Origin of the sequence: Nocardia sp. NPDC049526, from assembly GCF_044465765.1 — a bacterium.
GTDB lineage: Bacteria > Actinomycetota > Actinomycetes > Mycobacteriales > Mycobacteriaceae > Nocardia.
Genome location: NZ_JBITMA010000005.1, coordinates 282534 through 296143 on the forward strand (window position 1 = coordinate 282534; position 13610 = coordinate 296143).

The 13610-nt window shown below is 64.8% G+C and carries 13 protein-coding genes; 9 read left to right on the top strand and 4 right to left on the bottom strand.

Translation table 11 applies throughout. The annotated features are described in order from the left end of the window. The first annotated feature begins 15 nt into the window (after positions 1–15). Positions 16–678: a heme oxygenase (biliverdin-producing) gene (locus ACIBW7_RS17845; RefSeq protein WP_397047431.1), complete on the top strand. Its 663-nt coding sequence runs from the start codon at positions 16–18 to the stop codon at positions 676–678. Positions 679–681: 3 nt separating this feature from the next. On the opposite strand, the gene ACIBW7_RS17850 is transcribed toward ACIBW7_RS17845, so the two are convergent. Beyond that, positions 682–2196, bottom strand: coding sequence for a sugar transferase (locus ACIBW7_RS17850; RefSeq protein WP_397047433.1), 1515 nt, complete (start codon positions 2194–2196; stop codon positions 682–684). Positions 2197–2687: 491 nt separating this feature from the next. Here ACIBW7_RS17850 and ACIBW7_RS17855 point away from each other — a divergent pair, with 491 nt between their 5' ends. The 4 genes from ACIBW7_RS17855 to ACIBW7_RS17870 are packed head-to-tail and all read left to right on the top strand — an operon-like array spanning position 2688 to position 6458. Beyond that, entirely contained in the window at positions 2688–3956 is a 1269-nt protein-coding gene (locus tag ACIBW7_RS17855; RefSeq protein WP_397047434.1) for a methyltransferase domain-containing protein, read from the top strand. Continuing rightward, complete coding sequence (locus ACIBW7_RS17860) at positions 3953–4732, top strand: glucose-1-phosphate cytidylyltransferase (RefSeq protein ID WP_397047436.1); 780 nt, start codon at positions 3953–3955, stop codon at positions 4730–4732. Before ACIBW7_RS17855 ends, ACIBW7_RS17860 begins: the two co-directional genes overlap by 4 nt. Continuing rightward, a complete protein-coding gene (locus ACIBW7_RS17865) occupies positions 4729–5379 on the top strand; it encodes a PIG-L deacetylase family protein (RefSeq protein WP_397047438.1) in 651 nt (216 codons plus the stop codon). Before ACIBW7_RS17860 ends, ACIBW7_RS17865 begins: the two co-directional genes overlap by 4 nt. A 35-nt stretch (positions 5380–5414) precedes the next feature. After that, positions 5415–6458 (top strand): NAD-dependent epimerase/dehydratase family protein, encoded by a 1044-nt coding sequence (locus ACIBW7_RS17870; RefSeq protein WP_397048162.1) that lies wholly within the window; start codon positions 5415–5417, stop codon positions 6456–6458. A gap of 61 nt (positions 6459–6519) precedes the next feature. On the opposite strand, the gene rfbC is transcribed toward ACIBW7_RS17870, so the two are convergent. After that, entirely contained in the window at positions 6520–7077 is a 558-nt protein-coding gene (gene rfbC / locus ACIBW7_RS17875) for a dTDP-4-dehydrorhamnose 3,5-epimerase (RefSeq protein ID WP_397047440.1), read from the bottom strand. Between the two features lie 14 nt (positions 7078–7091). Here rfbC and ACIBW7_RS17880 point away from each other — a divergent pair, with 14 nt between their 5' ends. Together ACIBW7_RS17880 and ACIBW7_RS17885 are read left to right on the top strand one after the other, a co-directional pair. After that, complete coding sequence (locus ACIBW7_RS17880; RefSeq protein WP_397047442.1) at positions 7092–8201, top strand: class I SAM-dependent methyltransferase; 1110 nt, start codon at positions 7092–7094, stop codon at positions 8199–8201. Positions 8202–8302: 101 nt separating this feature from the next. Then, positions 8303–8938: an MspA family porin gene (locus ACIBW7_RS17885; RefSeq protein ID WP_397047444.1), complete on the top strand. Its 636-nt coding sequence runs from the start codon at positions 8303–8305 to the stop codon at positions 8936–8938. A gap of 203 nt (positions 8939–9141) precedes the next feature. On the opposite strand, the gene ACIBW7_RS17890 is transcribed toward ACIBW7_RS17885, so the two are convergent. After that, a complete protein-coding gene (locus ACIBW7_RS17890) occupies positions 9142–10083 on the bottom strand; it encodes an SDR family NAD(P)-dependent oxidoreductase (RefSeq protein WP_397047446.1) in 942 nt (313 codons plus the stop codon). A gap of 561 nt (positions 10084–10644) precedes the next feature. On the opposite strand from ACIBW7_RS17890, the gene ACIBW7_RS17895 reads away from it, so the two are divergent. Beyond that, entirely contained in the window at positions 10645–11028 is a 384-nt protein-coding gene (locus tag ACIBW7_RS17895) for a limonene-1,2-epoxide hydrolase family protein (RefSeq protein WP_328401842.1), read from the top strand. A 584-nt stretch (positions 11029–11612) separates the two neighbouring features. Here the strand turns inward: ACIBW7_RS17895 and ACIBW7_RS17900 are convergent. Continuing rightward, positions 11613–12095 carry a hypothetical protein gene (locus ACIBW7_RS17900; protein WP_397047448.1) on the bottom strand — a complete coding sequence of 161 codons (483 nt, stop codon included), beginning with the start codon at positions 12093–12095 and terminating at the stop codon, positions 11613–11615. 531 nt (positions 12096–12626) lie between these two features. Here ACIBW7_RS17900 and ACIBW7_RS17905 point away from each other — a divergent pair. Then, positions 12627–13484 carry a serine/threonine protein phosphatase gene (locus ACIBW7_RS17905; RefSeq protein WP_397047450.1) on the top strand — a complete coding sequence of 286 codons (858 nt, stop codon included), beginning with the start codon at positions 12627–12629 and terminating at the stop codon, positions 13482–13484. The last annotated feature ends 126 nt before the right edge of the window (positions 13485–13610 follow it).

Here is a 13610-nt window from a genome sequence, read left to right on the forward strand (position 1 = left end):
TGAGGTGGTTCAGAAATGTCGGACAAGGTCCCGTTCTCCACGGCGATCCGCACCGCTACCGCACAGCAGCACGAGGCGGCGGAGAACTCCTCGTTCATCAGTGACATGCTCGGCGGCGAACTCGGCATCGACTCCTACCACCGCTACACCGCCCAACTCTGGTTCATCTACCACGCCTTGGAAGACCGCTGGGTCGCCCTGGCCGACGATCCGATCGCGGGTCCGTTCATCCGTCCCGAACTGGCCAGGGCCGCGGAGCTGGAACGCGACCTCGCACACCTCATCGGCCCCGACTGGCGCGACGCCCTCGAAGCGCTGCCCGCCACGGCCGCCTACGCCGCCCGCATCGACGAATGCGCCCGCGAGTGGCCCGCCGGGTACATCGCGCACCACTACACCCGCTATCTCGGCGACCTCTCGGGCGGCCAGGTCATCCGGGGCACCGCCGAGAAGTTGTGGAATCTCCCGCATCGCGGCGACGGTGTGCGCTTCTACGTCTTCGACGCGCTCGGCAATCCGGCGGCCTTCAAACGCGAATACCGCGGTCTGCTCGACCAATTGCCGCTCGACGATCTCGAACGCCGCCGGGTGCTCGACGAGGGACAGCGGGCCTTCGCGCTGAATACCGCGGTATTCGCCGAACTCGCCGCCGAATTCCCGGCCCGCCGCCCCAGCTGAGTCTCAGTACGCACCCTCCCCGCGCGCAACCGCGCCGATCGTCTTGGCGATCAACAGCAGATCCAGGATCATCGACCAGTTCTCGACATAGGACAGGTCGAGGCGCACCGCATCCTCGAGCGATAGATCCGAGCGTCCGCTCACCTGCCACAGACCGGTGACGCCCGGCTTCACCAGCAGCCTGCGCCGCATATTGCCGTCGTAGGTGTCGACCTCGCGCTGCACCTGCGGACGCGGGCCGACCACGCTCATCTCACCGCGCAGCACATTGAGGAACTGGGGTAGCTCGTCGAGACTGAATTTGCGAATGATCTTGCCGATCGGGGTGATTCGCGGATCGTCCTTCATCTTGAAGAACACCGGATTGCCGCCATTCGCCTCGATGAGCGCCGCGGCATTGCGATCCGCGTCGACGTACATACTGCGGAACTTGATCATCTGGAAGGGCTTGCCGCCGCGCCCGATTCGTTCCGAGCGGTAGAAAACCGGACCGGAACTCGTCAGCTTGACCACCATCGCGATGCCCAGCATCGCGGGCAGGATCGCGAACAGCACCGCGCCGGCGAAGCACACATCGAAGACCGCCTTACCGGTCGACTTCGCGCGGTCGTACTGCGGTTTGGCGATGTGCAGCATCGGCGTGCCCGCGACCTGACGATTGGTCAGCCTGGTGCCCGCGATATCGACGACCCCCGGCGCGACGATCAACTCGACGCCGAGCGGATCGAGATCCCATGCCATCCGGCGCAATTCGACGGGCCCGAGGTGATCGGTCGCGGTCACCGCGACCGTATCGGCCCCGCTGCGGCGCACCGCGTCGAGCACCGAGCGATCGTCGCCGACCACCGAGAACGACTTTCCAGATGCCCGGATCGCATAGTCGGTCGCACCGGTGCCGCCATCCGGAATGCACACGCCGACGACCTGATATCCGGAATCCGGATCGCGGGAGAAGGCGGTCGCCATCGCCTGCGCCGCCTCGGGCCAGCCGACTACGAGTACCGACGTGCGGTATTCGCCCTGGCGCCGGCGTCGCTGTCTGGTGTGCAGTCGCCAGAGCAACCGGCTGACCATCAGTCCGACCAGACCCAACGGCAGCGCGATCGCGAGATAGCCTCGCGCGAACTCGATCTGGAAGATCAGCGACATGATCGCCAAGGCCCCGAACAGTCGCAACGTGGCCGAAACCAACCGCCGGTACTCCTCGTACCCGGACCCCACCACCTGTGGCGATCGGGAATTGCATGCCGCGAGGAAAGCGAGCCAGGTGAGCGCGAGCAACACCGAGACAACGGTGTAGCCGACCTCGTACGGCATCGGCCAGGCCAGCGGCGGCGCGGCGGGGCCGCCGAATCGGATCAGTTGTGCAAGGCCGACGGCCGCGGCGATTACCGCGAAATCCGTTGTGGCCAGGTGCCGTACATACTCTGTCTGCCAACGTTCGCGCTCGGAGCGCGGCAGGGTCGGTGATGGGCCTGCGAGATCCAGGTCGTCATCGTCGGTGAGCTCGAAGCTCATTGAACAAACACCTCCCCCTGGGAGTTTTTCGTTGCCCCCGATCCCCGTCGACCGGTCCCCTCGACGCAATTCGACCGCCCGGGGTGTTCCTTCAGTCGGCGGTCCGAAGGCGATTGTTACAGAACACAATCCGTTGCACACACCGAACAGGAAGTGCCGCAAAGTATTCCACGGAGTAGCCAACATTCGAGCGGTCTGTTTTTTCGACCTCGACACAAGTGCGTCTTCGGGAAGAGTCGGCAGGTGGCGAACCCGCACCCACACCAGATGGAAATGACAGTGGGGGCTGCGCCACCAAGAAGAGTTGATTGCCCACCAGATGCCAGCTGTCGGAGGGCCTCCAGATTCGTCTGAAAACCGCTACCGCACAATCGATTTCACGAGCTATACGCAAGCGATTCGCTGTAACGTCTCACTTGATCGCGCCGACGTCATGGGCATGCCGGTAATTCGCCGGGTCCGATCCACGCGGCAGGAGGCAGGGGGCCAGGATGCGTTGTCGACTTTGCGATTCCGAGCGTTTGTCGAGTGTGCTCGACCTCGGAGCCACACCGCCGTGCGAGAAATTTCTCGCGGTGGACGAACTCGATCTTCCCGAGCCGACCTATCCCCTGCATCTGCGGATCTGCGCGGACTGCCTACTGTTGCAGATCCCCGCATTGATCACGCCGGAGGATACCTTTACCGAATACGCGTATTTCGCCTCGTATTCCGATAGTTGGGTACGGCATGCCGAAGTCTTCGTTTCCGAAGCTATCAAAAAGCTGGACCTCGAGACCGATTCATTCGTGGTCGAGGTCGCCAGCAACGACGGGTACCTGCTGCGGCATATGGTCGCCGCGGGCATCCCGTGCCTGGGCATCGAACCCTCGGTGAATGTCGGCGCGGCCGCGCGCAAACTCGGCGTGCCGACCGAAACCGCCTTCCTCGATGAGGAATTCGCCGAGCGGATCCGCGCCCAGCACGGGCCCGCAAACCTGGTCGTCGCCAACAATGTCTACGCCCACGTCCCCGACCTGCGCGGATTCACCCGCGCACTGCGCGAACTGCTCGCCGATGACGGCTGGCTCTCGATCGAGGTGCATCACGCGCTGAACCTGATGGAGCTCGGCCAGTTCGACACCATCTATCACGAACATTTCCAGTACTACACGGTGCTCTCGGCCCAACGCGCGCTCGCCACCGCCGGATTGGCCGTGGTGGATGTCGAACTGCTTGCCACCCACGGCGGTTCGATCCGACTGTGGGCTCGGCCGGAGGCGGCAGCGGACGCACCGAGCAGCCGGGTGCGCGAGGTACTGCACCGCGAGCAGACCGCAGGCCTGCACCGCGCCGAGGGCTATCGGCACCTGGAGGCCAGCGCGCGCCGGGTCCGTCAGGAATTGCTGCGGTTCCTGCTCGACGCACGCGCGCAGGGCAAGCGGGTGGTCGGCTACGGCGCGCCCGGCAAGGGCAACACTCTGCTGAACTATTGCGGGATCCGTCCCGACCTGCTGAGCTATGCGGTCGACCGAAATCCCTATAAGCACGGGCGATTCACCCCGGGCACCCGGATCCCGATCTACCCGACCGCACGCATCGATCTCGATCGACCCGATGTGGTGCTGGTACTGCCGTGGAATCTCGAGGTCGAGATCACCGCACAACTGAGCCATATCGCCGAGTGGGGCGGCGAACTGGTCTATCCACTACCGACTTTGCACAGCGCCGTGCTCGGGGAAACGAAGAATGCTGAATCGAGGGGAAGGCACGCGCGATGAAGGTTGTGTTGTTTTGCGGCGGGTACGGGATGCGGATGCGCGACGGCTCCGACATGCTGCCCAAGCCGATGCAACTGGTCGGTCCACGGCCGCTGCTATGGCATGTGATGCGCTATTACGCGCACTTCGGCCACAAGGATTTCATTCTGTGTCTCGGCTACGGGGCCGAGCACATCAAGAACTTCTTCTTGACCTACCAGGAGTCGGCCTCCAACGACTTCGTCATCCGCGACGGTTCGGTGGAGTTGCTGCGCACCGATATCGGCGACTGGTCGATCACCTTCGTCGACACCGGTCTCGACTCGGCCATCGGCGAGCGGCTGCGCCGGGTGCGCCCATATCTCGAGGGCGAGCAGACCTTCCTGGCCAACTACGCCGACGTGCTCACCGATGCACCGCTCAACGAGATGATCGAGCGCTTCACCGCCTCCGGCGCAGCGGCCTCGATGATGGTGGTGCCGCCGCAGCAGTCGTTCCACTGCGTCGATATCAAGCCCAATGGCGAGGTCAAGGAGATCCGGCCGGTTTCGTCGATGCCGCTGTGGGAGAACGGCGGATACTTCGTGCTCAGCCACGAGGTACTGGATCTGCTGCCGCCCGGCGGCGATCTGGTGGCCGACGCCTGCGGCAGGCTGGCCGGACAGGGCCGGCTCTACGGCTATCAGCATCTGGGCTTCTGGAAGCCCGCCGACACCTTCAAGGAACGCGCCGAACTCGATGCCGCATACCGATCCGGCATCCGCCCGTGGATGGTCTGGGAGAAACAGTTCGCATGATCGCGCTGACCACCGGTCCACTGACCGAGATCGCGATGCTGGGCGCGCACTGCGATGACATCGCGATCGGCATGGGCTCGACGTTACTCATGTTGGCGCGCAAGCATTCCGGGCTGCGGGTGCGCGCACTGGTGCTCACCGGTGCGGGCACGGCGCGCGAGGACGAGGAGCGGGCCGCGCTTGCCGCGTTCTGTCCGGATGCAGATCTGCGCGTGACGGTGCTGGACCTGCCCGACGGCCGCGCACCCGCGCACTGGGACCGAATCAAGCAGGCGCTGGCCACTTTCCGCGCGAGCACCGAACCGGATCTGGTCTTCGCACCGCAGCGCGGCGACGCGCATCAGGATCATCGGCTCCTCGCCGAACTGGTACCCACCGAATTCCGGGACCATCTGGTGCTCGGCTACGAAATTCTCAAGTGGGAGACCGATACGCCGACGCCGACCGTATTCGTGCCGATAGCAACGGAATTCGCCGAGGAAAAGGCACGGCTGCTGCAGAAGCACTACCCTTCGCAAGTGGGGCGGGACTGGTTCGACGAGCAGTCGTTCACCGGTCTGTCCCGGCTGCGTGGGGTGCAATGCCGGGATCGGCATGCCGAAGCATTCGTTGTCGACAAGGTTGTCGTCGATTTGGGTCTGTCATGACTACTGGAGCTCAATTGACTGCCGAAGACGCGGGCATGCGTGTACTGCTCACCGGACATCAGGGTTATCTCGGCACGATCATGGCGCCGGTGCTGCGCGCCGCGGGCCACGAGGTGGTCGGACTCGATACCGGATTCTTCGCCGATTGCGTCCTCGGCCGACTGCCCGGCGATCCGCCCGGTCTCGCGGTCGACCTGCGCGATGTGACCGTCGAACAGCTCACCGGGTTCGATGCGGTGATCCATCTGGCGGCGCTGTCCAATGATCCGCTCGGCGCGCTCGATCCCGAAATCACCTACGCGATCAACCATCACGCGTCGGTGCGGCTGGCCCGGCTTGCGAAAGAGGCTGGGGTGCGGCGGTTTCTGTACGCATCGACCTGTTCGGTGTACGGCGCGGCGGGCGAGGATCTGGTCACCGAGGAAGCCCCGCTGCGTCCGATCACGCCCTACGCCGAGAGCAAGGTGCGGGTCGAGGACGATGTCGCGGCGCTGGCAGATGCCGACTTCACGCCGGTATTCCTGCGCAACGCAACGGCATTCGGCTTCTCGCCGCGACTGCGCGCGGATATCGTGCTCAACAATCTGGTCGGTTACGCGGTGCTCACCGGCGAGGTCAAGGTTCTCTCGGACGGGACACCGTGGCGGCCGCTGGTGCATGCCGACGATATCGCCAAGGCCTTCGCGACCTGTCTGACGGCGCCGCGTGCGGCGATCGACTGCCGGGCATTCAATATCGGCACCGAGGCGAACAACCTCACGGTGGCCGATATCGCCGAGGCCGTGGTGGCCGCGGTGCCGGGCGCACGGCTGTCCATCACCGGCGAGAGCGGCGCGGACCCGAGATCCTACCGCGTCGACTTCTCCGCCGCCCGTTCGGCTCTCGGCTACCGCGCCACCTGGACGGTGGCTGCCGGGGCCGAGCAGCTGTATCGCGAATACACCGCCAGAGGACTGACCAGTGACGATTTCTTCCGCCGGTTCACCCGTTTGCCGCATCTGGAGAAATTGCGAGATACCGGGGTGCTGGATGCGTCGATGCGTCGAATCACTGCTCCTGCGGCTCAGCACGTTTCGTGAGCGAGATTCAGCGAGCGAACCATGGGCACAGCGCGCCTGCTGCGCACGACGGAGCCCAGCGTCAGCGAGGCAGCGTCGTGCGCAGCTGTCGCCAACTGCCCGCGGCTCGGTCGCGGGCCGAGACCACGGTGACCGGCAGCGGCCAGGCGATGGCCAGTTCCGGATCATCGTAGGCCACGCCGATATCCTCGGCCGGATCGTGCGGACGGTCGATCCGGTAGCAGACATCGGCCGTCGCGCTGAGCGCCTGGAAGCCGTGCAGGAAGCCAGGCGGCACGTACAGATGCCGGAATTCGGTGTCGTCGAGCCGAAATGCCTGCTGCCGCCCGAAACTCGGCGAATCCGGCCGGATATCGACCAGCACGTCGTGCACCGCGCCGTGCGCGCAGCGCACCAGCTTCGCCTCACCACGCCCGGATCGTCCGTGCATGCCCCGGATGACTCCGCGTGCCGAACGGGATTGCGAATCCTGCACGAATGCGGCCGCCGTACCGGGTGCGCCGAGGTGGGCGTCGAAGCCCGTGGCGTCGAAGGTACGGATGAACAGGCCGCGGTCGTCCCGGAATGGTTCGGGCACCAGCACCAGGACATCGGCGAGATCGGTGTGTTCGATACGCACCAGGCCATCGTGTCATGAACGGCACCGTCCCGGGTCGCGGTTGCCGCGGCTGCTCGAGTACCGAACTCACCCCGGTGCTCGATCTCGGCAAAGTTCCTGCCGCCGATCACTTTCCGCTCGCGCGCAGTGCGATCGAAACCACCGAGGTCGCGCATCCGCTGCGCATGGATGTCTGCGGTGCCTGCGGGCTGGCGCAATTGGCAGATGACGACACTCGTACCGCGGAGCCGCGCGGTATCGAACCGCAGGCGCTGCGCGATCAGGCCGCCGAGGCGGTGGCCCGGGTGACGCGCGCCGGGCTGTTGCGCGGGCGGACCGTGCGCGAATTCGGCAGTCCGCACGGCGGTACCTGGCTGCCGTTGCTCGCCGGGCGCGGGTTCGAATCCGTCGATGGAGTCGCCGATGTGGTGCTCGACTGCTTCGGCATCATGCACGAGCCGGATCAGCGGGCCGCCTTCGCGCAACGGGCCGCGGCGACCGCACCGACGGGCGTGCTGCTGCTCCAGTACCACTCGCTGGCTAGCATCGTCGCAGCGGGTCAGTGGAATGCATTGCGGCACGGGCATTTCGCGTACTACTCGCTCGGCGCACTGCACCGATTGCTCGAGGCCGCCGGGATGAGTGTGGCGAAGGCGTGGGAGTTCGATCTGTACGGCGGCACCGTCCTGATCGGCGCGGTGCACGGCACGGTCGAACCGGACGAATCCGTGCGCGCGATTCGCGCCGCGGAAGCCGAATACACCGAACTCGTTGCGCTACAGGGCCTTCAGCGCAGTAGCGACGAGCACGCCCGACTACTACGCCGCTGGCTCGAGGCGATGGCAGCGCGCCACAGACGGGTGTACGCCTATGGGGCGGCATCGCGCGCGGTCGCGCTCTTCAGCATTGCCGGAGTGCACCGCGGGCTCATCGCCGCGGTCGCCGATGCCTCACCCGCCAAACAGGGCCGCCGGATGCCCGGCACCGATATCCCGATCATCTCCCCTGCCGAACTCGTCTCCGCCCGACCGGATTTCGTGCTGCTGACGCTGCGCGATCTGCTCCCGGAGGTCCGTGCCAGGCTTCCCGACCTCGACGGCCGCTGGATCGTCGACGACCCAGCCGGCCCATCGGAAGGACGGTGACCATATGCCGTGAGTTCGCTGCGCCATAGTGGGATCGGCGTCGGCGTTGCGCGTTTTGCTGTTGAAACATCTGTTATCGGGGAACCTGAGGGGAAATACTGATGAGGGAGAACACACTCCGTAGCCGGAGTCTGCGCGCGTTCATACTGGCCTCGGTCACGGCTTCAGGGCTGGCCTTTACCACCGGCGCCGCATCCGCGGCGATCGATAGCACCAGTCAGATCGTCGATCGGCAGGATCGGACGGTCGAGGCGATTCAATCCGACACCCGGATCGATTTCGTACCACCACTGGACGGCAATCCGCTGACCCGCGAGTGGTTCCACAACGGTGCGGCCTCCTACCGCGTCACCGGGCCGAACGCTCAGGACTGGTCGGGCCACATCACCGTCGGCTATCAGGTCGGATACCCGGCCACGCTGAACGGGCGGATCGCATTCCAGTGGTACACGCCGGATCTCGGTCTCGATCTCGGCGGCGCCGACGGCTCGGTGCTCAAGCTCAACGGTCTGATCCCGCGGGCAGGCATCGAACTCGAGGTGGGCTTCGGCCCCGGCATCCAGACCTTCGAGTGCACCGGCGGCGATGTTTTCGGCCCGGAGGGCTTCATCCGGATGTCCGGCTTCCACGGCACCGTCACCGGTGTACTCGGGCAGACCACCATTCGCCCGTTCGTGCGGGTGATCAGCGCCAACGGTGACGCGGTGTACACCTACGGCAGGCTCTGGACCATCTGAGCCGGCAGTGCGCGGCAGTGTGGCGGCAGGTCACGTCGCGGTGTTCGGGAGGCTGTGCGAGGCAGCTGTCCGCGCACCGCGCTGAGACCGTCATTATGGTGCGCTCGTTCGAACCTGCACGGTCGCCGGATTCGAACCGCGAGCTGTGTGGCATTCCGAGGCGTCCGTCATCACGATTCGGGACATTTGGAGTTGAAACAGGGTCATGGTCGGGCCGGCGTAGACGGACGGTCGAGCGGATCGACGCCGGTGAGTGCCGAGCTGGCGGCCCACACTCCGGTGGCGGTGTCGAGATCGGTCATATGCGCGTGGGGTGTTTCCCGATGCGGTTGTCCGCGGAGACCGAAAACCCTTGGCCCCCATAGTTGCCCGCCGGTGATATCGGGGTCCAGAACGGCTCGGACAATGCTTTCGGCCCCCGCGTGTTTGCCGTGCAGTACAACACCTGCGGGCAGCCCGCGCAGGCGCTGGGTGGTGGTGCGGACGAACAACGGTGGCCGCGACGGGGTCAGCGAGTCCAGGGCACCGCCGGGATGGACGACAATGCTGGCGGTGCCGGCACCGCGTGCGCGCAGACGACGATCCAGTTCGAAACCGAATAGCATCTGGGCCAGTTTCGATCGCCCATAGCTGCGCTTGGGCCGGTAGTCGTACTCGGACTGCAGATCGGCAAGATCCAGCCGCTCCGACCGCGCGGCGAAGCTGCCCACCGTGATCACCCGACTGTTCGCGGCGGCCGTCAACATCGGCGCCAAATGCGCGATTAGCGCGAAGTGCCCGAGATGGTTTGTCGCGAACATCAATTCGTGCCCCTGAGCACTCGCGCGGCGATCGGGACCGGACAGCAGCACCCCGGCATTCAGCACGACCGCGTCCAGGCTATCGACACCGAGGGCGTCTACTGTCGCAGGCAGGGAGGACAGATCCGCCAGATCCAAGCGCACGCATCGCAGTCGAGCGCCGGGAACCCGTGCCCGGATCGCACGTACCGCGAGGTCGCCCTTGGCGGTGTCACGGCAGCCCAGCACCACGGTGGCACCGTTGGCCGCGAGTTGCTCGGCGGTGAAATACCCGATGCCGGCGTTAGCGCCGGTAACCAGAATTGTTTTCCCCTCGGCCTGCTGGCCGCTGCTATGCCACGTCATGCCATCGACCTTGACAGCGCGCTCTTGCACTGCCCTCACACGCCACTGGCATGCAGCCCCGCACAATGGAGTACCCGCTCGGCCCGCCGGGGTGGATCGACGCATGTCCGGAAATCGGCTACTCCCGCTGCACGGAGCGCCCGCCCAAAGTGTGCCGGGCCTTGACGCTCCTGGATCGCTCGGACACAAACGGCGCTCGTTGATGGCTGAACCACCGCAAGGTGTTCGCGCAATAACACACCACAGCGAAGCCGCAGATCGATGACCTGCGACTGCACTGTTCGATGGGCCTAACGCTCCACAACCCGAACACTCCGACGGTCGAAGGGGTCAGCGATTCCGATCAGGCCGGTAGGCGCTCGGCAGGTGAAAACCATGGCTTGAAAGACTGATTTCACCGAACTGTCGGTGATCGGCGCTCCGCTGGTACATCGAAGACCACCTCGTACACCCAACCGTCAGTTCGCCCGGTATGCGGCATTTCAGTGCGTTCGGCAGTTGGGGCGATGGAGGCGGGGAGGGCGTGACATATGATCTGATCATTGCGCAGGAGGGAGCCCGATGGAGAGCCCGATCGAGGTGGTGCGCAGGTTCTGCGCGGCGTGGTCCGACGACGCCGGAGTCAGCGAGCTCGCCGCATTCCTCACAGACGACGCCGTCTACCACAACATCCCGATGGCACCGGTTACCGGCAGGGAAGCGATCGCCGACAACATCGCCTCGTTCATTCGCCCTGGCCCGCCAGGCATCATGGGCATCGACTTCCGCATCATCAACATCGCAGCCAATGGTCCGGTCGTGATGACCGAGCGGGTGGACGTCTTCACGATCCCCGACAGGTCCTTCGAGCTCCAGGTCATGGGAACCTTCGAGGTCAGGGATGGCAGGATCAGCGCCTGGCGGGACTATTTCGACCTGAACCAGTTCACCAGCCGGATGGGATGACTCCGGTCGGCTGCCCGAACTTCGTTGGATTTTCGGCGATTACTACCAAGACCCCGAAGTACTACGTGTAGCAAAGGATTGCTACGGACAAACGTCCCGTATTCCGCATGAGCGGGCGTCTACTCTCGTTATGGAACCCTGCCTGGACTGTGTCGGGGCTTGACGCCCCTGGATCGCTCGGACACAAACGACGCACATCGATGACGGAACCGCCACAAGGTGTTCGCGCAATAACACCATAGCGAAGCCGCAGATCGATGACCTGCGACTGCACTGTTCGATGGGCCTAACGCTCCACAACCCGAACACTCCGACGGCCGAAGTGGCCAGCGATTCCGATCAGGCCGGTAGGCGCTCGGCAGGTGAAAACCATGGCTTGAAATGCTGATTTCACCGAACTGTCGGCGATCGGCGCTCCGCTGGTACATCGAAGACCACCTCGTACACCCAACCGTCAGCTCGCCCGGTAGCGGCATTACCGCGCACTCGAGTCGACTGAAGCTAGCTCGGCATGCGGGCCCCGCAGCCCAATGAGCAACGACCTGGAACATATGTCCATAAATAGCGTGGCCAGCTGGGCGAACTCAGTCCCGGCCCTGATCGTGAGCAATCGGATTCGGCTCTGGTTCATCCGCCACGATCCAGCGACCGGTTGCCGGGACCGCGCACAGGACGAGAATCAGCAGGCTCACGATGATCGGAATGAACAAGAAGGTGAAACCTCTGTTGAAGAGCTGTGCAACGCTCACGATCAGTGCCACCCCTGACGCGAGGATCAACAGGAAGCGACCCGTTTTCATGTACGCCAGCAGAAGGAATCCGCCGACCCACCAGGCCAGCCCGATGACGACGGCGACGATCCCCATGACGATCAGGTCTGTGTACCCGCCGATCTCTGAATATTCGCGGGCGTGATCTTCGATTGCGACGACCGTGTAGAGAACCCACATGACTCCGGCGATTCCGGCGATTGGACCGAGGATCAGCGCGGTGATGGCTGCGGTGACGGCGGTCGCGCCGTGTGGAGCCGGCGTCGGTAACTCCGGTTGATCGTGCGGATCTTTCACACCCGTTCCCCTCGTCGTTTCGCGCGAACCTACCTCGCCGTGCCGGGAGTTGGCGATGCAGTGGTTCAGGTGTCTTGACCAGCACCACGACATGGCCGTTCGTGTCGGTCGAACCGGCGCCGTTCTCGGGATGGCGAAAGACGCTGCAGCGCGATCGCGCAGTGTCGGCGGCGGCCCACACGGAACCCGTTCATCAGCGGGAACCAACCCTGTGGTGTGCCGCCAGGGCGAGCCGATTGCCCAGAGACGGCCTCGGCGAGTTGATCTTCCGCTGCCTGCGTTCACCACTTCGACTCGCTCGGGTCGCCGCAGAACAGTGCGTTCGGTGTACGGGCCCGGCCTACGACGAACGGCCAATCATCTGAGCGGTGGCAGAATCGTGCGATGACAGCTGCCAGAACTGCCCGCCACCAAAGACTCTCGGCATTCCTGGCGTCCCGCAGCGATTTTGAGCTCGCTGAGCTGGCAGGCACCGGTCGAGTCATAAGCGTGGGTGTGGGCGGTGGCACGGCGGGCCTGGTCGTCGACGGCGTGCCGGTGTTCACCAAGCAGATCCCACTGACCGACCGGGAGGTCGCCAACCAAGGCTCCACCGCGAACCTGTTCGACCTGCCGGTGTTCTGTCAGTACGGTATCGGCGGCCCAAGTTTCAACGCATGGCGCGAGCTGGCGGCGAACAACATCGTCACCGAAGCCGTTCTGGGCGACGAGACGCAGTCGTTCCCGATGCTCTACCACTGGCGGGTACTACCTGGCCGGTCGCCGATCGCAGCCGAACACGCCGACATCGACACCGTCGTCACCGCCCAGGGCGGCTGCCCGGCCGTGCGGACCCGTCTCGAAGCGCTGGCCGCCGCGTCGTCGAGTCTCGTGCTGTTCTGTGAGTACATCCCGTACTCGATGCCGGACTTGCTGCGCGAGAACCCGGCTGGCAAGGCATCCGCAGTCGAGCGGCAGTTTTCAGAGATTGTGACGTTTCTGCGGGATCGGGAGTTGCTGCACATGGACGCGCACTTCGACAACATGCGCACTGACGGGGCCAGGATCTATCTCAGCGACTTTGGGCTGGCCACATCGCCGCAATTCGACCTGTCAGCCGCTGAGCGCGACTTCACTGAGCAACACGTCACTCATGACGCCGACTACGCCGCCATGCGCCTGGTCAACTGGCTGGTGACCGATGTCTGCAAGGTGCCGACACCGTCCAGCGGCGGTCCAGTCGCCCGCAACGAGTACGTGCTCCAGTGCGCCGCTGGGCGCATACCGGATGACGTGCCACCGATGGTCGCAGCGATCTTGACCCGGCACGCACCCGCCGCCGCGAAGATGAACGCCTTCTACTGGAAACTCTTCGACGGTGACATCCACGCGGAGTACCCGGCTGGGTAACTGCGCACGAAACAGGCACGCTCACATCGGCATGTCAGTACGTTGCCCAGGCCGAGATGATCTCGGCCCATTGATCGGGGCGGTGCCCAACCAAGGCGGATGACCTACGGCGCGGACCTCGGGATC

What these genes read in the sequence shown, in the direction of transcription:
- ACIBW7_RS17845 (WP_397047431.1), top strand. Translation starts at nt 16, where the DNA reads ATGTCGGACAAGGTCCCGTTCTCCACGGCGATCCGCACCGCTACCGCA.
- ACIBW7_RS17850 (WP_397047433.1), bottom strand. Translation starts at nt 2,196, where the DNA reads ATGAGCTTCGAGCTCACCGACGATGACGACCTGGATCTCGCAGGCCCA.
- ACIBW7_RS17855 (WP_397047434.1), top strand. Translation starts at nt 2,688, where the DNA reads ATGCGTTGTCGACTTTGCGATTCCGAGCGTTTGTCGAGTGTGCTCGAC.
- ACIBW7_RS17860 (WP_397047436.1), top strand. Translation starts at nt 3,953, where the DNA reads ATGAAGGTTGTGTTGTTTTGCGGCGGGTACGGGATGCGGATGCGCGAC.
- ACIBW7_RS17865 (WP_397047438.1), top strand. Translation starts at nt 4,729, where the DNA reads ATGATCGCGCTGACCACCGGTCCACTGACCGAGATCGCGATGCTGGGC.
- ACIBW7_RS17870 (WP_397048162.1), top strand. Translation starts at nt 5,415, where the DNA reads ATGCGTGTACTGCTCACCGGACATCAGGGTTATCTCGGCACGATCATG.
- ACIBW7_RS17880 (WP_397047442.1), top strand. Translation starts at nt 7,092, where the DNA reads ATGAACGGCACCGTCCCGGGTCGCGGTTGCCGCGGCTGCTCGAGTACC.
- ACIBW7_RS17885 (WP_397047444.1), top strand. Translation starts at nt 8,303, where the DNA reads ATGAGGGAGAACACACTCCGTAGCCGGAGTCTGCGCGCGTTCATACTG.
- ACIBW7_RS17890 (WP_397047446.1), bottom strand. Translation starts at nt 10,083, where the DNA reads ATGACGTGGCATAGCAGCGGCCAGCAGGCCGAGGGGAAAACAATTCTG.
- ACIBW7_RS17895 (WP_328401842.1), top strand. Translation starts at nt 10,645, where the DNA reads ATGGAGAGCCCGATCGAGGTGGTGCGCAGGTTCTGCGCGGCGTGGTCC.